Origin of the sequence: Pontixanthobacter gangjinensis (assembly GCF_009827545.1) — a bacterium.
Lineage (GTDB): Bacteria > Pseudomonadota > Alphaproteobacteria > Sphingomonadales > Sphingomonadaceae > Pontixanthobacter > Pontixanthobacter gangjinensis.
Genome location: NZ_WTYS01000001.1, coordinates 2,409,261 through 2,431,795 on the forward strand (window position 1 = coordinate 2,409,261; position 22,535 = coordinate 2,431,795).

A 22,535-nucleotide genomic window follows, 5' to 3' on the forward strand; every position below is an offset into this window, starting at 1 on the left:
CTGCCATGGCGACCTATCCCGCCAGATTAAGCGGATTTTGGAAGCGTGCATCGCATACGCAAATACTTTGCGTGATGTTGGCTACAGTCATCACGCTCCAAGCGACGCTCATTCCACGATTGGCGATTAATTGGGACGAATTTTTCTTCTATCACGAGGTCTGGCAATTTGCCCAAGACGGAACACTCGACCGGGCGATCCAAACTCTCCATGTTCGGGTGTTCGCATGGATAACTTGGCTTCCCGGAAATGCTGCCGATCATATTATTGTGGCCCGCTCGGTCATGTTCCTGTTCGAACTTGGCACAATCGGGGCGATTTACGCATTGGCGAGAAAATTCGGCACGCATAACAGCGCGCTGCTGTGCGCTCTTGCTTACGTCTCGTTTGGTTTTGTTTTTAGCCATGGATTTTCATTTCGAACCGATCCAATGGCAGCGGCGTTCCTTTCCGGCGCGCTCGCCTTGTTTGCCTGGAAACGGCTGAGCGTGATGTGGATACTGGCCATTAGCTGCTTAGTCGCTCTGGCATTTCTAACTACGATCAAGAGCGTTCTTTGGGCACCCGCCTTCGCCGGGATTGCATGGCTTAGATGGTCTGAAGCCGATTGCAGCCTTCGCTTTGCCGGACGGCTGGTTGCAATTGCTTTGACCGTCGTTTTAGCCGGCTCTACATTCTATTGGCTTCACAGCCTTACGCTCGATCCACAACATCTCACGCAAACAGGGGCCTCCGGAAAGGGAGCAGCCCAAAAGATGTTCTCAATCGGCATCCAACCATACTGGCGGTTTATTCCCAAAGCAGTCGCGCTTGGAATTGTAACGACACTAATGATGCTTGCGGCTCCGTTCAATTGGCGGGGCCTACCAAGCCCAAAGTGGATTGCTTTAGCAAGCCTATGGATGCCGCTGACTACTTTTCTGTTCTATCACAACACCGCTGCCTATTATTACGCGTTCATTCTGCCGCCGGTAATCGCCGCCGCTGCTCCGGTCGCTGGCAAAATTTTAGAGAAGTACAACCCATGGCTGATATCACTTGCGATGGCATGCGCAGTGCCGCCGCTGCTGGTCGCGCCAGATCCCGCCGCCAAAGCGAACCAGTATTTGGTTATTAATACAGCGGGCAAGATGTTCGAACAGCCGGTCGCCTATTTCGATTACGCATATATGTTGCCGGGCTTTGACAAGAAAAACGGATTTATGACCCCATGGGGAATTGAATCCTATCTTATCGCGCAAAGGCCAATCTATTCGCAGGCGATGCAAAACGGGCCTGTTCCGTTGGTGCTAGAAAACCATGCTGCATGGACAAAGTTGCTGCGGACCGATGAACCTAGCGGCGAGTTCCTGGCGAATGATGCGGCAGCGATCCGCGAGACTTACATCCATGCTTGGGGAGTATTCTGGCTTGCCGGACTTGAACTTGATCCTAGCAACTCAGTGCAGTGGAACGTTCGCGTTCCCGGTTGCTACCAGATCCAACAGGGCGTGGCCGAAATTGACGGTCGCCGATTTGATCACGGGGCTGAAGTCAAACTTGAACGTGGTTCGATCAAGGTCAGCAATGCGGGCAAAATTCCGCTACGCATAATTTGGAACAAGGGTGTAACCCTGCCCCGACAGCCAATGGCTGAGGGCCCGATTTGGATGGACTTTTGACCGTGCAATCTGCCTCTTTCTTGTTCGTCACCCGAAAATGGGCACCTGCGATGGGCGGGATGGAAACTTGGTCGCTCAAACTGGCTGAGCGGTTGGCCGCAATTCATCCGATTGACGTGGTGGCCTTACGCGGACGAGCCAATGGCATGCCGCCACGCGCTCTGAATTTACTGTGGTTTCCCTTCACGGTGATGGCGCATATCTTGCGGCGCAAATCAGCGCCGGAAACAATTCTACTAGGTGATATGGCGCTTTGGCCACTTGCCGGTCTGGCCGCATTGCGCAGTCGCAAAGCCAAACTGCTGATCGCGGCACATGGGACAGATGTTGCCTACCATCGCAGAGGAGGTATCAAAGGCCGGCTTTATGGTGCGTATTTGCGTCTCGGGGCGCGATTATTGGGGGCAGCCAAAGTCATTGCCAACTCTAGGGCCACCGCTGAAGTGGCGCGGGAAACGGGTTGGACAAATTCGGTGATAGTGCCGCTTGCCACCGAAGTTTGCGAGCTTGAAACGGCAACAGTTCATAACAGGAAAATCCTGTTTGCCGGTCGGCTCGTCATTCGCAAAGGATGCCGCTGGTTTGTTGAAGAAGTACTTCCGCTTTTGCCCGAAGGCACAATTTTGCAAATCGCAGGGACAGGTTGGGACGAAAGCGAAGGCGCGGTCTTGGACCATCCGCAAATCGAATATCTTGGATGCCTGGACCAGCAATCGCTTGCGCAGGCTTACAACCAAGCAATGTGTGTAATCATCCCGAATATTAAACCGGAAAATGGTGAATATGAAGGTTTTGGCCTAGTTGCGGTGGAAGCTGCAGCCGCAGGCGGACTGGTTCTTGCAGCCGACCATGGTGGACTTCGCGATGCGGTGATTGCTGGCGAAACAGGCATCTTGTTGCCAATCGGAGATGCTGAAGACTGGGCGCTGAAAATCAGTGAGGTGTCGGCTTGGGAACACGTCAGACGCCAGCAATTTTGCCGATCTGCTCAGGCCAAAGTGCGCCAATATTACACCTGGGAGCGCGTCGCACGCGACGTGCTTGAGGCCGTCGGGCAATCTGCATGACCGGTCAGGGAAACAGTCTGCTGCGGCGCGGCGTTAAATTGGCATCTGGCCCGATTGCTCGCGCTTCGATGACGAGCGTTATTATCCGCGTGGCAGGACTTGCTTTGACGTTCATCGCCATGGCGCTCGCAGCGCGGATGCTTGGTGCCAATGGTTACGGTCAGGCCTCATTTGCCCTGTCGGTCGCCCAGATTTGCGCCACCCTTGCCCTGCTAGGCTATAATTCGATGGCGATCCGAGAAGTCGCAAGGCGATTGAAAGCTGGTCAGATCGAAAGTTTACGCCAGTTTGCGCGTAAGGCGATCGTAGCTGTGCTGGTTTCCTCAGCCTTTTTGAGCGTCGCTATCGTCGCACTCGTGGCCATCAATTCCGATGCGATTGCCGACTATCAGGCAGCCCTCCTACCGGCTGCTTTCTCAATTCCGCTCTTGGCCGCAATCCAATTGTTCCGCGGGATCACTCAAGGGTTCGGTCAGACATCAAATGCTCAATGGCCGGGCGATATCGTCCGGCCGGCGATTCTAGCGATTGCAATGCTCGTTCTGATCTTAACCGGTCAGACATTGTTACCGCCGACCTTCCTGACCATCTATACGATGACAGCCCTCGTGGCGGTGGGAATCGGCGGGTTTATTGTCTCGCGAATTTTTCGCAACCTGGCCCCTTCCCGGTCACCAGAATCGGTTGGATGCCAGCGAGGCCGAGAAAATCTGTCTTTCTTTGGGCTAGCACTGGTTACCGTTCTGTTCGCGGAGTTTGCGACTTTGATGCTCGGCTTGTTCGCGACGGCAAAGGAGGCGGGAATTTTCCAGCCGATTGTTCGCCTGACGCCGCTAATGACCATTCCAGTGCAGGCAGCGGCAATGCGTTTTTCGCCAAGGGTAGCGGAATTGTGGGAAGGCGGTGAGCAAGACCGGCTTCGAGCAGTTACGCGCGTTTTTACAATCACTACTTCGCTGCTGACGATTATGGTTGCTTTGGGTATCGCCATTTTGGGCCCTTGGATTCTTGCCGCATTTGGCCCCGAATTTATCAGCGCCGCGCCGCTGATCTGGATTGTCGCGGCGGGGCAAATATTCAACGCTTTATGCGGACCGATTGGGCATTTACTGACGATGACTGGCCACGCGCGCGCTGCATTGCACTGCCAGTTGCTGGGCCTTTGCGCGGCGGTGACGACCGGCCTTTGGCTGATCCCTTCGATTGGCACACTGGGCGCAGCTTTTGCCGTGACCGCAGGGATCGTGGTTTGGAATTCTGCGCTTCTTCTGGTTGCTCGAAAGAAGCTAGGATTCAATCCATCAATCATCGGCGCGTTAATTAATCGGTAGCGGGCGGTTTAAGCCTGAGCGGATCTTATGTTCTGACCGAAATTCTTGATTCGTGCAGAATACTTCAGCGCTTCTGTATGAAGCGCCTCTCCGCGAATCCGCCCCAAGGCGATCTGCTGCTCCGCGACGTCGGCCAATTCCTTTCCCGGCCCATTATCCATTTCGATGAGCGCGTCCGTGATACCTATGGACTCCGCAAAGTCGCGGCATTTGTCGCGATAGGCGACCAGCACATTTGGCACTCCGCAAGCTGAAGCAAATACCGAGCTATGCAGCCGCATTCCTAACGAGAAAGACGCAACGGATGCTAGTTCGGCGTATTCCTCAAAAGACTTGGGGCTAACTATCGCGGCATCCAAGCTGCATTCCATCATCAGGCTGGTGAGGGGTTTGATATCTTCAATATCAAACGCAGCGGGGATGATCTCCCAGCCTTGCTCAGCTTTACTACGGAGAAATTTGACTAGCGATGGACGCAGCATTGCAAGCCGCTTTGCATCATGCGCGCCACGGACAGGAGCAGTGTTCACAATCATCCGCTTCGCCCGATAATCCGCCAATGGTTTTTGCGGGGTAAGCGCCAAAGCAAGGTCACCTACTATCTCAGCTTCGGTTACGCCCGCTGCTTCCAGTTTTCTCAAAGACAGAGGTCCCCGAACGCCGATCTTGTCAAAACGGGACAATAGCGTGGCCCAGCGAGGATCAAGTCCCTCCTGAGCCATTGAAAATCCCGCGCTTCCGACACCCGTTCCTAAAGAAAACAAACGGATATTTTGGTCTGCAAGATAGTCGATCAGTTCCAGCCGGTCCTGATTGATTAACGTTCCCCCGCCCAAGATTACAGAGCGGAAGCTTCGCCCTGCGCCTCTACCAACTGCAGAAAGCGCTCGCTCAATCCCGTGTGTTTGCAACACCTCCAAACTGTTGCCAATTAAAAGCCGTGCGGCGTGATACATCGCTTCATCGCCGACATTACCTTTGCCAACCCAACCGATATAACCTGCATCATGGTGCGATTTACGCCGCCGAAAAGCTGTCACGGCTTTTTGAACTTTTTCAAGACCTGCGCTCACGGTTGGAACTCAACCCGAAACCAAAGACATCCTATCTTATTGCGATAGTTGATTTGAAGCTCGACCCGCATTTCCCTTACTCTTCCCCACATGATGCAAAACGTGGCTTGGCAAGCCCCGCTTAGTATTGCAAAGCATTTGCAACGCGAAATTGGACTTCAAGCGGCAAATGTCAGGACAATCGATGCATTTCGCGCCAAACCCTCCCAGCGTTTCGGTCATCATTCCGGCTTACGGCCCCAGCCCACATCTGGAAGCTGTACTGGAGGCGTTGACCCATGGTTCCGATCAGGCCGAGGAAGTGTTTGTCAGCCATAGCGGTGATTGCGATCCAACCAATCGCCTTAAGGCCTTATTCCCCTCAGTAACTATCCTGCACACGGCACAAAGATTGTTCGCGGGCGCTGCGCGAAACCGCGCTGCTAAACTCGCGACGAGCGAAGTCCTGGCATTTTGCGATAATGATACGGTCCCCTGCCCCGATTGGGTCGAGCAAATCCGGCAGTATTTTGCTGAACACCGGACAATACTCGTCGGCTCAGTCGATGTCGCGCGCGATGGCGGATATTGGGGAATGTCGACTTGGTTGTGCGAATTCAGCGAGCAGACTCCTTGGCAAACCAAGCGCGAACAAAATGGCGGAGCGTCCTGCAACATGGCAGTATGCAGTAAGGATCTGGCCAAAGTCGGCTATTTCCCTGAGGGATTTCGAGCGGGGCAGGACACTATGGTTCTGAACAGCTTGCGCAGCTCTGGCCTTATCCAAATGTTTGAACCGGCAATCCGGGTTGGCCACTTTAACATCCCCGGCTTTGCTCAATTTCGCACGCATCTGTTTAATCAAGGTCGGCATTTTTCAAAAGTTCGCAAGTCAGTGCCAATGGCGGGGCATCAGGCGGTTCGTTTCTGGCCGCTGGCGCCCGCACTTGGAATCGCAAAAGGGGCTCTAGTTCTGCGCCGCCTTGCTTCGCGAAAAAAACCGATGGACTTTGTCTACCGGCTGCCAGGGATCATCCTAGGCATTGCAATATGGACTGCCGGGTGCACCTATGCCGCAGCTACTGGCCGCTTTACGGGGAAATATTAGAGGCTGATGGCAGATGTTTCGATCATCATTCCAAGCCATAATGGCAGCGATACCCTACCGCAGGTTTTCGAAGCCCTAGACGTTTTGAGTCCGTCGGAGCACTCTGTGGAATATATCCTGGTGAACAATGCCAGCGCCGACAAGACCAGCGTGTTGATGGATCAATTTCTAGAAGGCCACGAAGGCGTCTATTTAAGCGAATCCCGCAAGGGCAAATCATTTGCCTTAAATCTCGCCCTGAGCCGCGCTTCTGGCGAACTTCTCGTATTTCTCGACGATGATATAATTCCGGATCCACACTGGCTTAGTGGATTTATCAGCGCAGCTGCCACACACGAGGAGATTGACCTGTTTGCAGGCTCTTTGCGTCCAGCATGGCCCAAGTGCCCTGCAAATTGGCAAGCAAATCTCGCCGCACGCGGGCGGTCATTCGGGTGCACTGAGGAGGGACGACCCAACGGCGATTGTCCGCCAGAGTTGGTCAAGGGTGGCAACTTCGCCATCCGGCAATCGTCGCTAGGCAAAGTACAGTTCGACGAACAGAGCACGAATTTCGGCTCATCTGCCGCGGTAGGCGGAGGAGAAGACACTCTATTTGCGAGCGAGATAGTGCAAGCTGGCGGCAAAATTCAGTTCACTGCAAATGCTTCTGCCAAGCACATCATCCATCACGATGAAATGACAATCCGTTCAATTTCTAATCGTTACCGGCGCATTGGAACGGGCGTCGCCGCGAGGGCGCACACGCCGGTTATGTGGCTGGCTTTGCCGTTTTCATTTTCCGCCTTTGCTGCGCTGGCCGCATTTGGCTGGCTGCTGGGACGCCGAAGCTTTGCTGCCCTCCAAATGACACGCGCCGCATCCCGGCTGGGCAGGTTAGACTACGCGATTAGCAAACTACGCGGTTGATTTCAGCTCTCCGTCCATTTCCCTGCCAAACCTTTAGAGAAAAATAAGGTTTCCACTCTATTCACCATTTTTAGTGAGAACTGCTTCGGCATCTTAGCCCAGCAGAGTATTATAGATTTTGGTGGCATAGCCACAGACAGGGGACGCCAGATGAGCGCTTTCGGACGTAAGAATGGACCTTCCGGGATGAATTCCGGATCGCGTCCCTCGTTCGGTGTCGCACGCCCAATGAAGGGTGGCGAAGCTGCGGCCAAAAAAGCGGAAGTCCCGCCACCCGGTGGCGAACAATTCCCACCATTGCCAGGTGAAGAGACTACTGCTGAATCCAGCGGTGCCTTGGCCAACAAATCAGACGCAATGACTCGTCTCGCCGATCGCTCGAACGCGGTAATGGAAACCCAGTCCGAGACTGGCGGTTTTGAACAGAGTGTCCATAAAATCAAGGAACAGGTTCTCCCGCGTTTGCTCGAACGGGTTGATCCTGAAGCTGCGGCGACGCTGAGCAAGGAAGAGCTGTCCGAAGAATTCCGCCCGATCATCATGGAAGTGCTGGCCGAGCTCAAAATCACCCTGAACCGGCGCGAGCAATTTGCGCTGGAAAAAGTGCTGATTGATGAATTGCTCGGTTTTGGCCCACTCGAAGAATTGCTGAATGACCCCGATATCTCGGACATCATGGTCAACGGACCCGACCAAACATACATTGAAAAAGGCGGCAAGCTCGTCATGGCGCCAATCCGGTTCCGTGATGAACAACACCTGTTCCAGATTGCCCAACGGATTGTGAACCAAGTTGGCCGCCGCGTCGACCAAACCACTCCGCTTGCCGATGCCCGTTTGAAAGACGGCAGCCGTGTGAACGTCATCGTTCCGCCACTGTCGCTCAAAGGCACTGCAATCTCGATCCGTAAATTCTCCGAGAAGCCGATCACAATCGACATGCTCAAAGAATTTGGCTCGATGGACCAGAAGATGGCAACCGCGCTGAAAATTGCCGGTGCATGCCGGATGAACATCGTTATCTCGGGCGGTACCGGCTCGGGTAAAACGACGATGCTCAATGCCCTGTCGAAAATGATCGATCCAGGCGAACGCGTGCTGACAATTGAGGATGCGGCCGAGCTTCGTTTACAACAACCGCACTGGTTGCCGCTCGAAACACGTCCTCCGAACCTTGAAGGACAAGGCGCGATTACAATTGGCGACCTTGTTAAGAACGCCCTGCGTATGCGTCCCGACCGGATTATTCTGGGCGAGATTCGCGGTGCGGAATGTTTTGACCTCCTTGCAGCGATGAACACGGGCCACGACGGTTCGATGTGTACGCTTCACGCCAACTCGGCTCGCGAATGCCTTGGCCGTATGGAAAACATGATTTTGATGGGTGACATCAAGATCCCGAAAGAAGCCATCTCGCGCCAAATCGCCGAGTCTGTCGATTTGATCGTACAGGTCAAACGTCTGCGCGACGGTTCACGCCGGACAACGGGCATCACCGAAGTCATCGGGATGGAAGGCGACGTGATTGTCACGCAGGAATTGTTCAAGTTCGAATATCTGGACGAGGATGACGACGGCAAGATCATCGGTGAATTTCGTGCATCCGGCCTACGCCCATACACGCTTGAAAAATCACGCCAATTCGGCTTTGATCAAGCGTATTTGGAAGCCTGCCTCTGAGTAGCCTCCCGGTCTATTGTCCGGCAGCAATTCCCTTTGCAGCAAGGGCCAGCAGGCCTGCGCCGATCATCGCACTGAACATAAAAATGGCAGTCCATGGGACCCAGCCGATCCGGTCGATGCGGGCAACCCGATTGCGCCTGCGTTCTGCAATAAGCGCGGCCGCTGCAATACAAATCATTGCGAGGCCCCACAGGCCGAGGATCTTCGCCTCGCTCGCGAATACGACAAATTTGTGCACCCATTCCATCATCGCGAATATGGGTAAGCGCCCCGCGCTGCGCAATAGCTTCGACTTGCCCGCAATTCACGAGCGTCTATTGAACTTCTGTGAAAGACAATGACCAAGGGCAACGCCCGATCCTTGCCCTGCTAATCCGTCTTGCCGCTGCATTTACGTTATCGGTCATGTTGGTGCTGGTAAAATTGGCGAATGAAAGCGGTGTCGGTCTCGTCGAAATTTTGTTTTGGAGGCAATTGCCCACGGTCCCGATTTTGCTGGCGTGGTTTGCGTTCCGTAACAATCTACATCGTCTGAATTCGAAGCGGTTGGGCAAACATTTTCAACGCGCGATCCTCGGCCTTGGCGGCATGTTTTTGAACTTTGGTGCGGTCACACTGCTGCCGCTGGCAGAGGCGACAACCTTCAATTTCACCTCCGCGATCTGGGCAGTCATCCTTTCGGCAATCTTGCTACGCGAGAAAGTCGGAATCTGGCGTTGGAGTGCGGTGATGATGGGGTTTGCCGGAGTGGTTGTAATCGCCCAGCCGGGAAACAGCCATATCCCGCTGTTTGGGGCAATGGTTGCGCTGGGCGCGGCCTTCATGATCGCGCTGATATCAATCCAGATCAGGGACCTCACACGCACCGAAGATTCATTGATCATCGTGTTCTATTTTGCCTTGTTCAGCCTGCCGTTTCTTGCGGTAGGCCTTCCATTTTCCGATGGCGCTGAAACTGCTCACCAATGGAAATTGCTCGCTGCATTGGCAGCGTCGGGCTTGCTCGGCCAATTCCTATTGACCGCCGCACTGCGTTTCGGCGCTGTCTCTAGCGTAATTGTGATGGATTATTCGTCGCTTATCTGGGCAACATTGTTCGGATGGCTATTTTTCGAAAGACTGCCCCCTGCTATAACTTGGGTCGGCGCGCCATTGATTGTCGCAGCCGGTCTGACCATCGCTTGGCGTGAACACATTCTGTCAAAGCAGAAAGCGGTCGCGGCAATCGATGGCTAAGGGAACCCAAATGATAAGCCGGAGTTGTAAGGCTATCAGTCCGCGTAATGTTTCGCGAAAGGAATGAATTATGATTCGTAAACTGCTTCTTGCAATCGGCATCACCTCGATGACCATGACCGCGTCCGCATGTAACACCGTGAAAGGTCTCGGCCGAGACATTGAGTCGGTCGGTGAGGCTGGGGATGACCTTACGAATCTGGAAGCGCCCGAGAAGGTAGAGAGAAAAGTCTAACTCTTCTTGCGGTAGATAAGCATCAAATTATTGGCTGGCATTGGACATTTCTTGATGCGGGTAAATCCGTGTTGCTCAGCCAAAGCATCGACCTTTGGTAAATTTCGCAGCCCCCATTCACCGTTTCGTGCAACGAGACTGCGATGAAAGGCGACGTTTGAATCTGCGGTCTCAACGTTTTCTTCAATGAAGGGTCCGTAGATAATCAACGGGCTGCTATCAGGCAGGATTGAAGCCGCTCCTCGGAACAGGCCGATTGTAGCGTCCCACGGGCTGATATGAACCATGTTGATGCACAAGACCGCATCGCATTGCGCCATCGGCCAATCAGGTGACGCGGCATCCAAAGCAATTGGTCGATGGATGTTACTGACCATCGCATCACTTACGTATTCAGTGATTGAAGAAAGCGCGCCTAGATCGTGGTCACTAGGCTGCCAATTTAAAGCGGGAAATAGACGGGCAAAGAATACCACGTGTTCACCGGTTCCGCTTGCCACTTCCAGAATTAGCCCCTTCTCGGGTAATTCTTGCTGCAAAACATTGGCGATCGGGCGGCTATTTCGGGCTGTGGCCGGGGCGTGGCGTTTCATTAATTCAGTTTCCCTTCATTGGTCAGGCAATATTGACCGCTCGTCTAACTGTCATTTACTTGACGCCCAGTGCAAATAAGTGACGGGATAAATCTCGCTATACGTGCGTTATGAATTCAAACCAATTTGAGAACCGCAGGCTTTAATTATGAAAAACTTTCTACTTCTTAGCACAGGTATAGCCGCCTCTATCGGTTTTTCGCCGATCGCCGTAGCTCAGGAAGCGAAGCCGAGCGAGCAGCGCGAGATCGTCGTTACAGGCCAATCCCTATCAGACACCGAAAAAGCCCTGTTTGACTGTCTTGCACGCGGCTGCCCGCCGGAAGAAGACATAAGGCTTACGCTCGCGCACGCTGAAAACCAGTTTGTTGCTGGGGATTACCGGGACAGCCGGTCGACTTTGCGTCAATCGCTGGGGCGCAACAAGAAATATGGTGACGAATTGCCTGTGCCAGTCTCGCGCCTATATCGCGCCAATAGCCGTATTTCAGCGCATCAGGGCGAAGCAAAAGACTTCCAGCTGTCTGTTTTGGATATGCGCGACACGCTCGCAGGAGGTCTGGGTAAAGAAGACCCTCGCACTCTGGCGGCAGAAGTTGAAGTCGGGGACAGCAGAGCCAAACTGGGATACCCCGACGAAGCCGAGCGGATTTACAAGCGTACAGAGGAACGTGCACTCGAATTGGGCAATGCGCGCGTCGCGACTTACGCCAAGCTTCGCCAAATTCTGCTCAATCAAGCGCGTTTGGAAAGCCCGTCGAGCCCAAGTAGCTACAAGATAGAATTGGAAAAAAATGTTATCGAAGGGCTTACACAGATAAGCCAATCGCCGCTTGAAGGGGCTGATGAGTTCACTCTCGTCGCCGACGTCCTGCTCGCGCGCTTCGCGCGCAAAAATGGTGACGAAACCCAAACCGAGGCTCTACTCAAACGTTTTGCGGAATCCAGTGGGGCGACCCGCCCGATTTTGATCAAAAGCGAACCCATGCCGATTTTGTCAAACAACGAAACCGAGATCAAAGAACGGGGTGTTCTTAACACCAGCGACTACCAGATCACACGGAACTCCGTTGGCAAATGGGCCGACATCGGGTTTTGGGTCAACGTCGATGGGCAGGTCGAGGACATTGAAATACTGAGAGCCGAAGGCGCAGCGAATTGGCTAAAACCAGTGGCAGAAAATATTTCAAAACGTATTTACGCGCCGCTGAAAAGAGGGGGCATCGATCCCGTTCCAGGCTTTTATATGATCGAACGCTATTCGCTTACAGCCAATAAGACGACTCAGACTACTGGGACTCGATTAAGCCAGCGCGAGCCGATTTTGCGGATAGAACGCCTCGATATTACTCCGGATGACTACCAACGGCCAGAAGGCATTTAAAAGTGCCAATTGTTGGGCAAAACTCAAGAGGCAGCGTGCCACCTGGCTAAGCATCCAAAAGCTCGACATTACCCGAAATAATGTAGAGCAGGCTGGCCGCTAGGCTTGCTTACGTCCAAATTTTCGGGCGCTTCGTTCGCGAAGTATAAGCCAGACCAGCAAGCCAACTGGCCCAGCCATGAATGTTGCAAGCAAAATCGGGGCCTGAATTATTCGGCTGAAGCCCTTTGCATCGGCGTCTTTGGCAATCCACAATCCGACGAAAAGATCGAATGCGAGGTAATGCGTCCAGCCCACGGCAACGCCGCCATCGGACGCAAACAAAGCGCGCACGCCCTCTATTGTGCTAAAGCTGGTGCTTGCGCCTTCTGGCCCTATGGGATCGGCGATACCGGTTAGAATCGAGATTAATCCGGCAGCATAGACCAGACACAAAAGACCGACCCCGAGATAGAGCACCACCGACATAGCCAGCGGCTTTCTAGGCAAAAGGATCAAGATGAACCAAGCTGCCAGAGCGAGTAAATTGACCGTACTAAAAACAGCTTCCCACATATTGCTTGCTCCTAATGCTGCGTGTTAATCGGCTTTGCCCAATTGGGGCAGGCTATGGGCCGCACGCATTATTGCATCATGCTCATGGATGAATTTGCCAGACGCTTTTCGCATGGACAAGGCTAAGCCCGCTCGTGCAACATTCTCCGCAGCTATGGAACGATATTTGCGGTACTTGCCGTGCATCAGAAGATCGGCAATTGGACTGATCATCATCCCGGCACGCTCGGCAACACGCGGGTCATCCTCCCTCGCTCCGCGCAGCAGGCCGGGCCGGAAGATATCGACACGGCTAAAGCCCAACTTCATCAGGTCGCGCTCGACTTCGCCCTTTACCTTGAGGTAAAAATTCTTCGAATAAGCGTCTGCTCCGATTGAACTGACTGAAATCAGCCGCGTCACGCCACAATCAATTGCTGCCTGCGCCGCCTGCAATACGAGGTGTTGGTCAACTGCGCGAAACGCATCTTCGCTGCCAGCCTTCTTCATTGTGGTGCCCAACGTGTTAATCAGAACCTGCGGCTTGACCCGGCGAATGACATCGCCCCAGCGGTCTGGGTCAGCGACAACCATTTCCATCGCCGCACCTGCAGGCAGCTTTAGTTCACGCCTGGCAATCGCCAGCAGGCGGACATCCTCGCGCCCAACGGCTTGCCCGATAATTGATCGTCCAACCAGCCCGGTTGCTCCGATAATTGCGATGCGGACCGGTTTAGACATTACTCAAACCCTCGGGTGCCGAGCCATAGATGATTTTGCATTGGTCAATCGCAAAACGATCTGTCATGCCAGCGATATAATCAGCGATATGACGGCTGCGCTCCGGTTCATTTTCAGGCAGCGTATCGCGCCAGCCCTCCTCCAGATAGCGGTCGTCCTGCTCATAGGCGGCGTAAAGACGCGCCACCACATCGCGGGCCTTTTCTGCGGTGGCGAGCTGTTCAGGGTGGTAATAGAGCTTCTCATACATGAAATTCTTCAATCGCCGTTCTGATACGGCCATAGCAGGCGAAAAGCTGGCTAGCATCCGGCCAGCCGTGCGCACATCGGTAACCGTTTCAACTCCGATGAGATTAGCAGTGGTATGTTCGAGCACGTCATTGACCATCAGTCCGATTTGCCCCCGCACCAACTCCCGCAGTTGACGCTCTTTGGGGGCAGATGGGAAGCGTTTCTCGACCACGCGCCATTGGTCAGCGACGAAATCGAGCGTCATCAGCTCTTCTGGGTCAAGAAAACCAGCTCGCAATCCATCATCGATATCGTGATTATCGTAAGCAATATCGTCGGCAATCGCCGCCACTTGCGCTTCCAACGACGCATAATTTCTCAATTCGAAAGAGAATTCCGCATTAAGCCCGGCCAGCGCCCAACCGGGGGCTTCGACCGGACCATTGTGCTTAGCCAGACCCTCCAGCAATTCCCAACTTAGATTGAGCCCGTCATGATTGGGATACGGGCTTTCAATCCGCATCAGAGTGCGCAGTGATTGCGCATTGTGATCGAAACCTCCGTGCCGCTCCATAGCCTGCGAAAGCGCTTTCTCCCCAGCATGGCCGAAAGGTGGGTGGCCGATATCGTGGGCGAGGCACAATGCTTCGGTTAAATCTTCATCAAGGCCTAGAGCACGGGCGATCACGCGACCGATCTGTGCCACTTCCAGGCTGTGGGTCAGCCGCGTTCGGTAGTGATCGCCGTCGGGCGCGATGAACACTTGCGTCTTGCTTCGCAGCCGGCGGAACGCGATGGAATGGATAATACGGTCCCGGTCACGCTGGAACTCGCTCCTCGGACCGCGAGTGCCTCCGCCACTTTCGGGGAATTCTCGGCCGCGTGAGGCGGCGGGGTCAGCAGCAAAAGGGGCGCAGGTCATCTAGCGCGCGGCTTAGGCTGTATGGGATAGCCCGACAACGGGAACAATCGGGCAACATTTGTAAGGATGCCCGCTCGCTTAAGTCTCCTCGAACATCCACTCCACTGCAGCGGCGCAATGAATACGTGTGGAATCGAATATTGGCAGGACATTTGCCTTCACATCGACTACCAGTTCCAGCTCAGTACAGGCGAGAATAATTCCGGTCGCACCGGCTTGTTCTTTTTGCGTAATGATCGTCTTCAATTCACGCTCAGCATCGCGGCTGGCCTTTCCAGCCATCAATTCCTCGCAAATAATCCGATCTATTGACGCGACATTGTTCATGTCCGGCGCCATCAAATGAACGCCTTGCGCGACGATACGCTGGCGGAAAAAGCTCTCGGTCATTACATTTCTGCGGCCGATAAGGGCAAGGCTGGCATTACCCGATTTGGCTACTTCGCGGCCAATACAGTCGGCAGCATGGATGATCGGAACCTCAACAGCATCAGCAATGACATCAAAATGGCGGTGCATCGAATTTGCGCAGATTATCAATCCCTCCGCTCCCGCAGTTTCAAGTCGCTTGGCAGACTGTGCCAATTGGCTCGTGGCAATGTCCCAATCCGCTTCGGTGCCCAGCCCATGCAGTTCGGAGAAATTGATGCTGTCGACCAAAGTTTCTGCGGTGGTCCTTGGCGTAGTACGCCGCCGAACCAGCCGGTTAATTTCTTCCAGATAGGCTCGGGTCGAGGTCCAGCTCATCCCGCCAATCAGTCCCAATTTGCGCACTTTTGGTAGCCCCCAAGAGAATTTTACACCTAATGATCAATAAGTTAGCAACCTAAGCCGCCTTCTGTGCTGCGTCTATATAAGCCGCAGACTCTTTACCCTGTATTTGCCGAATTTCTTACTACTGCCTTCTCCATGAAGCTTTTCACGGCTTGCGCGCTTGCATCGGGCGCTTCTTCCATTGGAAGATGGCCAAACCCTTCAAACACAACCAACTCGCTCTTCGGTAGGTTCTTGTCGAGCCAATCACCAGCAGCAAGCGGGATCAAAGCATCTTGATCACCCCATATTATCAGCGCGGGCATAGTCAGACCCGCCATCTGCTCAGCCGTGAACGGTTCGTAAATGCGAGTGAACCGGGCCAGCGTCGCGGCGCGATTGCCCGGATAGCGTAGCATCTCCCAATAGCGGTCAATCGCTTCGGGCGTTACAATCGCTTCATTGCTAACGCTTTGCCGCAGGCTTTGTTCGATCAGACTGCGCGGAGTAATATGCTTCATCAACTGGTTAAGTCCAGGCGTTCTGGCGATGGTGAAGCCGATATTCCCGTCTTTATCCTTATCCGCCGATTGCATTCTTGGCGGTCCTGATGCGTCGACCAAAATCATGCCTTCCACCCGTCCCGGATGGGCAAGCGCGTAGGCCAAAGTATGCCCGCCGCCCATCGAATTACCGCCAAGATAAAAATTCTCGATCCCAAGTTTATCGGCAACATTTCCGATGGCTTTGACATAGGTTTCAATCGAATAATCTTCGTCAGGCGAAGCTCCTGTCAAACCATGCCCCGGTTGGTCAAAACGGACTATTCGGTAATCATCCTTCAGCCGCTCCACCCATGGGTCCCAAGTCAGCAAGTCAGAATTGGAACCATGCAACAGGATTATCGCAGGGGCTTCGCGCGGCCCTTCATCGCGCAGGTGGACTGTGAGCCCATCTGCAAGTTCAACGAATTGCGATGGAGAATTACCGTATTTGGCGCGCATTTCAGCGGGATCGCTATCAGGAGTGCGGAAAATGAAAAATGCGAGCACCAACAAGCCGGCCACCACAGCAATTATTTTGGCGAGAGTTTTCATATCATTTCATCTCCGCGATCCAGCGTTCGATCACATTGACGCCATCCTTATCGACCGTTGACTTACCCAATTCGGGCATGGCCACACCGATTTCGTCGCTGCGCATCCTGTGGGCGAGGATTGATTGGTCGGGCTTTCCTGGCACGATGTCGAACAGCAATTCGCCAGAACCGCGTCCAGCGGCCACAGGGCGTTTGCCGACGCCAATCGCTTGCAAATCATCCTGCTCCCATCGAAGATCCAAACCCGAATTGGAGGCAGTTGCGCCTGGCCGGTGACAATGCGCACAATTCACATCGAGATAGGCGCGCGCAGCATCGGAGGTTCGGGCCGTCCAGCGTAGCTCCCATTTCGGAAGGACATCAGACCCGGCAGGTACGGTATCCAATTTGCCTGAGGTGGTCATTCCCTCCAGCCAATCATGCGACAGATTGCGCGCCTTCGGACCGATCGGGATCACTTCGCCATCTAGGCCATGGCATTCCTTGCACTGGTTCTTGTTGGGGACGCGGTAGCTGATGTCTTCACCGCTCGGGGTCGTGAGGTCAACTCGAGCCCCTGCAACGACCAGTCGCGCATCACTTTGCGCATCATCCCATTTATAAGGTAGCGCCAGCCAGCCATCGGCGCGGTGGAGCAAAACTCTTGTTTCAATCAGGCGCCGGTCATCGCCACCACCAAACGCGAAAGTCTTGATAATCGCGGCACCAATTGGAAGGTCCAACAGCCCTTCTCCATCGCTCTTCGCAGTCATCCCTGCTGGCAAATAGATAAACCGCAGTTTCTCCGCTCCATCAGAAAATAGAGGAGTGTTCAATCGATAAGGAATGACCCCGTCATTCGGGGTTTGGCTCGCAAGATTAGAAAAAAAGCCGAAATCAGACAGAGCGCGCGGAAAAGGCGATTCAGCTACGGCCAGATCATTAACCGGAGGCGGCAAAGTTCGCGCCTGAGAAAGCACCCCAACGCCCAATGCACTGATTGACAACGCAAGAAGGAAGAAGCGCGAACTCATCCGCCAATACGCGCCAACAATTCAGCCGGCGCGCCAACGCTTTCCTCGTCAAAAACATAATTAGGCGTCGGCACATCCAGCGGCGCAGGGCTTGCTTCTGCCAAATCCTGTCCCGCAACCGTCAGGCCCAGAGTCCAGCCGCCGACGCCTTCGGCCACTGTTAATCCATCGTCACCTTCGGCAACGCCGTCCCACATTACAGGCGGCAGCGCGCCACCAAATGCAGCCATCAACATTTCGCCGCCATCAAGCTGCGGATCATCCCCGCCCCGCCCGAACAGATTCTGGCCGACAACAACATTGCGCGCGTGCGGATTGTAGCTTGGGTCATTGAATTCTTGCGTATAGGCGACAACCATCACGTGCGCGGTCGGGTTGTTGTTGAGGATATTGCCTTCGATCAGAACCCCGTCATTGGCCATTACCAAGATCCCGGTGCCGCGCCGCACACCTGCAACGATATTACCAGGAGGCGCAAAATTCTGCGTGTCATTATCGATCACCAAATTGTTGCGCAGGATCACATTGCCGCCGCCCATAATTGGCAAATTGGGCAAATCGAAAACCAGCAATCCACCAGTGTTGCGCGTTGCGATATTGTTTTCGACCAAGGCGTTGCGGCTGTTCTCAATCTCGATGCCTGCCACGTTAGCTTCGACTATCGAGCCACGCACGGTTATGTCACGGCTCTGCCCCACATAAATGCCTGCGTCCGACGCACCGGATACTTTTGACCCGTCGACCAGCACGCCGGTGCTTTCAACCGGATATATGCCGTATGCGCCATTCGAAGCATCAGGACCATTGGTCCAGGTTACACGGATCCGGTGGTAAACAATCGCATCGGCACCTTTCGATTTAACCCCATCGCCCTTCGGGTTTTCCAGTGCGAAATCACGCAGAGTGACGAAGTCCGAAGTAACAAGCAGCCCCTCGCCTGCGCCCTGCTGACCGGTAAAATCGAGCACCGACTGATCCATGCCCGCGCCGCGCAGTGTAACGCTATCAACATCGAGCGAGAGGCCATCGGTCAGCGCAAAACGCCCTGCGCCCAGCACAATTTCATCACCAGCTTCGGCGAGAATTAGCGCCTCCTGCAACCGTTCCTGTGCGCCCTCACCTGCTTCAACAACAATTGTCTCTGCCGATGCGGGTTGCGCCGCGAGTATCAGCGCGGACGCTGCAAGACATACCCCATTCAGCTTTTTCATTCTAAGTCTCCCTCTTAGATACACTCTGCGCGAAATTTTGTCCGAAACCAAGCGGCAGTTTCAATCGTATGAATGCTACAACCTATATCGAGGATTACGCCGATGATCGCTGCCAGATACTTGTTGCCTGCATCTGCAGCGCTTGTCTTTGCGACCCCGGCATTTGCTGCGCCCGAGGCGATCACCGGCAATTGGAAGACCGATGACGGCAAAGCGGTCATCCAGTTTTATAAATGCGGCGGTGATATGTGCGGTAAAATTTCGCGTTTTCTGGTCCCCGAACCAGCCGGCGGCGCGCGCGATGACAACAATCCTGACAAAGCAAAGCGGAGCAGAGCGCTCAAAGGCCTGCCGATATTCTGGAGCCTTTCAGAAAATGGGTCGAAGTATAAGGGCAAAGGATATAGCCCAGAAGAAGGTCGCTATTTCAATGCGCAGGTCTGGCGCGCCGGTAACACACTGAAAGTGCAGGGCTGCGTTGCTGTATTCTGTAAGACAGTGACCTTCACCAAGGTCTGACTGGCCCAAGTCGAACTGTCAGCCGATACCGATGGCACAGAGGCCCGCACTGCTGGCGACTACGGCCACAGCTTCTGTATCGCCGATCCGGCGAACCCGTTTGATGAAGTCGCCGACGCCTGTAGGATTTTCTGTTTCGCCTTCTTGGGCCCGCATATTCTGCAAACCGATCAATTGCGCGATGGTCAGCCGGTCAACCATCCGACCAGCCATGCATTCAGCGCGCTTTTCGCCAATTCCGTTTTCTACCAACGCAGATTTAACGCGCCGTTCAATCAGAGGATTGGCCAATCCAGCATAAATTGCAGCACCGCCAATCGCAGCAAGCAAAAGAATGAAGATGAGAAGTTTGCGCATTGATTAATCCAGGCTCTTCACAATTTCTTCGACCATCTTCTTCGCATCGGCGAGCAGCATCATGGTCTGGTCCATATAGAACACATCATTGTCGACCCCGGCATAGCCGACCCCACCCATGCTGCGTTTGATGAAGAAAACCTGCTTGGCCTTGTCGACATCGAACACTGGCATCCCGTAAATGGGGGACGTTTTGTCAGTTTTCGCTGCGGGATTGACCACGTCATTCGCACCAATAATGAAAGCCACATCCGCCTGCGCAAAATCACTGTTGATGTCTTCTAGCTCGAATACTTTATCATAATCGACGCTAGCCTCTGCGAGCAGCACGTTCATATGACCCGGCATCCGGCCTGCAACAGGATGGATGGCGAATTTCACATTGACGCCTTTTTCCTCAAGAAGATCACACATCTCGCGCAGAGCATGCTGCGCCTGCGCCACGGCCATGCCGTAACCCGGAATAATGATGACGTTTTCCGCCTGCTCAAGCATGAACGCCGCATCGGCGGCGCTGCCTTGCTTGTAAGGGCGCTGTTCACGCGGTTCACCTCCGTCGGAGACCGCTTCCACACCAAAACCTCCGGCAATCACCGAAATGAAACTGCGGTTCATCGCCTTACACATGATGTAGGACAGGATTGCACCGGATGCGCCGACCAGCGCGCCGGTGATAATCATCGCCGTATTGCCTAGGGTGAAGCCCATCGCCGCCGCCGCCCAGCCAGAATAGCTGTTGAGCATCGAAACCACGACCGGCATATCCGCACCGCCGATCGGAATGATCAACAAGAAACCGATGATGAAAGCCGCGCCCAGAATGGCCCAGAACATCCACCCCTCACCTCCACCGCCCAATGGGCTGATCGCGTAAAGCGCAGTCAGCGCAATGATGCCTGCCAGTGTGCCAAGATTAATAATATGGCGGCCCGGCAGCATGATCGGGGTGCCCGACATATTGCCGTTCAATTTGGCAAAAGCGATTACCGAACCGGAGAACGTAATGGCACCGATCGCCGCGCCCAGCGCGAGCTCAATTCGGCTGACAGTCAAGATTTGACCCGCCGCATCGGCAATCCCGAAAGCTGCCGGATTAAGAAATGCTGCCAAGGCAACAAGCACCGCAGCGAGACCAACGAGCGAGTGAAAAGCGGCGACCAATTGCGGCATATCGGTCATCGCGATCTTGCGTGCGATGGTGAAACCGATGATCCCGCCAAGGCCGATTGCAATCAATATTTCGGGCAGACTGGCCACATCATGGGTCAGCAGGGTTGTGACCACTGCAATCAACATGCCCAGCATACCATACCGGTTACCCGCACGACTGGTTTGCGGCGAGCTTAATCCCCGTAAGGCAAGAATGAACAGCACACCGGACGCGAGATAGGCAAGCGCCACCCATGCCGGGGTCGCCGCAGCTTCAGTGCCAGCGGATAGAAGGGAGATCATCATGCCTTCTTCCCTTCGGCTGCTGGCTTATCCTTCTTCTTGTACATCGCCAGCATTCGTTCGGTAACTGCGAAGCCACCGAAGATATTGATGCTAGCGAGCACCACTCCGGCGAGGCCCAGCCACTTGGCAGCCGGACTTCCTGCCTCGGCGCTAGCAATCAGCGCACCAACAATGATGACCGAAGAAATCGCATTGGTCACCGCCATCAACGGCGTGTGCAGCGCTGGCGTGACCGACCAAACGACGTAATAACCAACAAAGCAGGCCATTACGAAAATCGAAAGAATCGAGATGAAGTCCATTATCCGTTCTCCATCAGTCGTTCGTTCACAATCTTACCGCCTTGCGTGAGCCGCACGGCGTCGCCGATCTCATCGTCGAGAACCGGCCTTCCGGCTTCCGCATCCCAGAACGCGCTGAGAAAGTTGTAGAGATTTCGGGCATAAAGCGCCGAGGTATCCGCCGCCAAATGCGCTGGCGTGTTGGAAAAGCCCATAATTTTAACGCCGTGTTTGACCACGACCTTGTCCGGCTCGCTGCCTTCGACATTGCCGCCTTGCGCGACGGCGAGGTCGAAAATCACACTACCCGGCTTCATCGTGGCAATTTGAGCGTCTGAGATCAGGCGCGGCGCGGCCCGGCCCGGGATCAACGCCGTAGTAACGACGATATCCTGCTTGGCGATATGGCTTGATACCAACTCGGCCTGTGCCGTCTGATATTCCTGGCTCATTTCGGTGGCGTAACCGCCACTGCCTTCGCCTTCGATACCCTCGACTGATTCAACGAAGATTGGTTTTGCACCAAGCGATTGGATTTGTTCTTTGGTGGCACTACGCACATCAGTGGCGGAAACTTGGGCGCCCAGCCGCCGTGCGGTCGCGATCGCTTGCAAGCCAGCGACACCAACACCCATCACAAAAGCGCGAGCGGCTTGGATCGTCCCTGCCGCAGTCATCATCATCGGGAAAGCGCGCCCATATTCGTCAGCTGCCGCAAGAACCGCCTTGTATCCCGCGAGATTTGACTGGCTGGAGAGCACATCCATGCTTTGAGCGCGGGTAATGCGGGGCATGAATTCCATGGCCAGCGCCTCAAGGCCCGCTTCGGCATAGGCCTCAACACGGCCCCTCTGCCCGAAGGGATCAAATGTTGCGACTACCCATGCCCCGCTCGCAGCGTTTTTCAGCGAGGCTGCGTCAGGAGCATGTACCCCCAACACAATATCCGCCTTTGCCGCAGCATTGGCAGCGGACGTAATTTGCGCACCTGCTTGCTCATAGTCGGCATCGGAAATCGACGCATGTTCGCCTGCGCCGTTCTCAACCGAGACTTCCGCCCCCAACGCGATGAATTTCTTCACTGTTTCAGGAGTGACCGATACGCGCTTTTCCCCTGCGGCGCGTTCTTTCAGGGCTGCTATGAGCAAGTCGGAAATTTC

24 protein-coding genes are annotated in these 22,535 nt (G+C 54.4%); 10 read left to right on the forward strand and 14 right to left on the reverse strand.

Translation table 11 applies throughout. The features are described from left to right. Nucleotides 1-5 precede the first annotated feature (5 nt). From GRI36_RS11455 to GRI36_RS11465, 3 genes are read left to right on the forward strand one after another with little or no spacing between them, the layout of a single operon-like run. Complete coding sequence (locus GRI36_RS11455; RefSeq protein ID WP_160598571.1) at nt 6-1,661, forward strand: ArnT family glycosyltransferase; 1,656 nt, start codon at nt 6-8, stop codon at nt 1,659-1,661. A gap of 2 nt (nt 1,662-1,663) precedes the next feature. Further along, complete coding sequence (locus GRI36_RS11460; protein WP_160598572.1) at nt 1,664-2,728, forward strand: glycosyltransferase family 4 protein; 1,065 nt, start codon at nt 1,664-1,666, stop codon at nt 2,726-2,728. Next, nucleotides 2,725-4,059, forward strand: a complete 1,335-nt coding sequence (locus GRI36_RS11465; protein WP_160598573.1) for an oligosaccharide flippase family protein — start codon at nt 2,725-2,727, stop codon at nt 4,057-4,059. Before GRI36_RS11460 ends, GRI36_RS11465 begins: the two co-directional genes overlap by 4 nt. Nucleotides 4,060-4,067: 8 nt before the next feature. Here GRI36_RS11465 and GRI36_RS11470 read toward each other — a convergent pair whose 3' ends face one another. Beyond that, nucleotides 4,068-5,132, reverse strand: a complete 1,065-nt coding sequence (locus GRI36_RS11470; protein WP_160598574.1) for a polysaccharide pyruvyl transferase family protein — start codon at nt 5,130-5,132, stop codon at nt 4,068-4,070. A gap of 169 nt (nt 5,133-5,301) precedes the next feature. On the opposite strand from GRI36_RS11470, the gene GRI36_RS11475 reads away from it, so the two are divergent. The 3 genes from GRI36_RS11475 to GRI36_RS11485 all read left to right on the forward strand — a co-directional run bounded on the left by GRI36_RS11475 (nt 5,302) and on the right by GRI36_RS11485 (nt 8,808). Further along, a complete protein-coding gene (locus GRI36_RS11475) occupies nt 5,302-6,219 on the forward strand; it encodes a glycosyltransferase family 2 protein (protein ID WP_160598575.1) in 918 nt (305 codons plus the stop codon). 6 nt (nt 6,220-6,225) lie between these two features. Beyond that, nucleotides 6,226-7,128, forward strand: coding sequence for a glycosyltransferase (locus tag GRI36_RS11480; RefSeq protein WP_160598576.1), 903 nt, complete (start codon nt 6,226-6,228; stop codon nt 7,126-7,128). Nucleotides 7,129-7,278: 150 nt separating this feature from the next. Beyond that, nucleotides 7,279-8,808, forward strand: coding sequence for a CpaF family protein (locus GRI36_RS11485; RefSeq protein ID WP_160598577.1), 1,530 nt, complete (start codon nt 7,279-7,281; stop codon nt 8,806-8,808). Between the two features lie 13 nt (nt 8,809-8,821). Here GRI36_RS11485 and GRI36_RS11490 read toward each other — a convergent pair whose 3' ends face one another. Continuing rightward, complete coding sequence (locus tag GRI36_RS11490; protein WP_407985671.1) at nt 8,822-9,049, reverse strand: hypothetical protein; 228 nt, start codon at nt 9,047-9,049, stop codon at nt 8,822-8,824. Nucleotides 9,050-9,138: 89 nt separating this feature from the next. Here GRI36_RS11490 and GRI36_RS11495 point away from each other — a divergent pair, with 89 nt between their 5' ends. Further along, nucleotides 9,139-10,047, forward strand: a complete 909-nt coding sequence (locus tag GRI36_RS11495) for a DMT family transporter (protein ID WP_328598386.1) — start codon at nt 9,139-9,141, stop codon at nt 10,045-10,047. Between the two features lie 70 nt (nt 10,048-10,117). Next, nucleotides 10,118-10,282, forward strand: a complete 165-nt coding sequence (locus tag GRI36_RS11500; protein ID WP_160598578.1) for an entericidin A/B family lipoprotein — start codon at nt 10,118-10,120, stop codon at nt 10,280-10,282. Here the strand turns inward: GRI36_RS11500 and GRI36_RS11505 are convergent. Further along, nucleotides 10,279-10,875, reverse strand: coding sequence for a DUF938 domain-containing protein (locus GRI36_RS11505; protein ID WP_160598579.1), 597 nt, complete (start codon nt 10,873-10,875; stop codon nt 10,279-10,281). The genes GRI36_RS11500 and GRI36_RS11505 overlap by 4 nt on opposite strands. Nucleotides 10,876-11,023: 148 nt before the next feature. Here GRI36_RS11505 and GRI36_RS11510 point away from each other — a divergent pair, with 148 nt between their 5' ends. After that, nucleotides 11,024-12,259: a hypothetical protein gene (locus tag GRI36_RS11510; RefSeq protein ID WP_160598580.1), complete on the forward strand. Its 1,236-nt coding sequence runs from the start codon at nt 11,024-11,026 to the stop codon at nt 12,257-12,259. A gap of 99 nt (nt 12,260-12,358) precedes the next feature. Here the strand turns inward: GRI36_RS11510 and GRI36_RS11515 are convergent, their stop codons facing one another. From GRI36_RS11515 to GRI36_RS11545, 7 genes are all read right to left on the reverse strand, one after another. After that, entirely contained in the window at nt 12,359-12,814 is a 456-nt protein-coding gene (locus GRI36_RS11515; protein WP_160598581.1) for an ABA4-like family protein, read from the reverse strand. 24 nt (nt 12,815-12,838) lie between these two features. Further along, nucleotides 12,839-13,534 carry an NAD(P)H-binding protein gene (locus GRI36_RS11520; protein WP_160598582.1) on the reverse strand — a complete coding sequence of 232 codons (696 nt, stop codon included), beginning with the start codon at nt 13,532-13,534 and terminating at the stop codon, nt 12,839-12,841. Further along, nucleotides 13,527-14,687 (reverse strand): deoxyguanosinetriphosphate triphosphohydrolase, encoded by a 1,161-nt coding sequence (locus GRI36_RS11525; protein ID WP_160598583.1) that lies wholly within the window; start codon nt 14,685-14,687, stop codon nt 13,527-13,529. Before GRI36_RS11525 ends, GRI36_RS11520 begins: the two co-directional genes overlap by 8 nt. Nucleotides 14,688-14,765: 78 nt before the next feature. After that, nucleotides 14,766-15,461: an aspartate/glutamate racemase family protein gene (locus GRI36_RS11530; RefSeq protein WP_160598584.1), complete on the reverse strand. Its 696-nt coding sequence runs from the start codon at nt 15,459-15,461 to the stop codon at nt 14,766-14,768. Between the two features lie 95 nt (nt 15,462-15,556). Next, nucleotides 15,557-16,537, reverse strand: coding sequence for an alpha/beta fold hydrolase (locus GRI36_RS11535; RefSeq protein ID WP_160598585.1), 981 nt, complete (start codon nt 16,535-16,537; stop codon nt 15,557-15,559). 1 nt (nt 16,538) lies between these two features. Further along, nucleotides 16,539-17,552: an SO2930 family diheme c-type cytochrome gene (locus GRI36_RS11540; RefSeq protein ID WP_160598586.1), complete on the reverse strand. Its 1,014-nt coding sequence runs from the start codon at nt 17,550-17,552 to the stop codon at nt 16,539-16,541. Next, nucleotides 17,549-18,763, reverse strand: a complete 1,215-nt coding sequence (locus tag GRI36_RS11545; protein WP_160598587.1) for a parallel beta-helix domain-containing protein — start codon at nt 18,761-18,763, stop codon at nt 17,549-17,551. The genes GRI36_RS11540 and GRI36_RS11545 overlap by 4 nt, the downstream gene beginning before the upstream one ends. A 102-nt stretch (nt 18,764-18,865) precedes the next feature. Between GRI36_RS11545 and GRI36_RS11550 the strand changes: the two genes are divergently transcribed. Beyond that, on the forward strand, nt 18,866-19,282 hold the full coding sequence (locus GRI36_RS11550) for a DUF2147 domain-containing protein (RefSeq protein ID WP_160598588.1): 417 nt from the start codon (nt 18,866-18,868) through the stop codon (nt 19,280-19,282). A gap of 18 nt (nt 19,283-19,300) precedes the next feature. Here the strand turns inward: GRI36_RS11550 and GRI36_RS11555 are convergent, their stop codons facing one another. The 4 genes from GRI36_RS11555 to GRI36_RS11570 are packed head-to-tail and all read right to left on the reverse strand — an operon-like array spanning nt 19,301 to nt 22,523. Further along, on the reverse strand, nt 19,301-19,639 hold the full coding sequence (locus tag GRI36_RS11555; RefSeq protein ID WP_160598589.1) for a hypothetical protein: 339 nt from the start codon (nt 19,637-19,639) through the stop codon (nt 19,301-19,303). A 3-nt stretch (nt 19,640-19,642) separates the two neighbouring features. Then, a complete protein-coding gene (locus GRI36_RS11560) occupies nt 19,643-21,094 on the reverse strand; it encodes an NAD(P)(+) transhydrogenase (Re/Si-specific) subunit beta (RefSeq protein ID WP_160598590.1) in 1,452 nt (483 codons plus the stop codon). Then, nucleotides 21,091-21,396: an NAD(P) transhydrogenase subunit alpha gene (locus tag GRI36_RS11565; protein WP_160598591.1), complete on the reverse strand. Its 306-nt coding sequence runs from the start codon at nt 21,394-21,396 to the stop codon at nt 21,091-21,093. The genes GRI36_RS11560 and GRI36_RS11565 overlap by 4 nt, the downstream gene beginning before the upstream one ends. Beyond that, nucleotides 21,396-22,523, reverse strand: a complete 1,128-nt coding sequence (locus GRI36_RS11570) for an NAD(P) transhydrogenase subunit alpha (RefSeq protein ID WP_160598592.1) — start codon at nt 22,521-22,523, stop codon at nt 21,396-21,398. The genes GRI36_RS11565 and GRI36_RS11570 overlap by 1 nt, the downstream gene beginning before the upstream one ends. Nucleotides 22,524-22,535 lie beyond the last annotated feature (12 nt).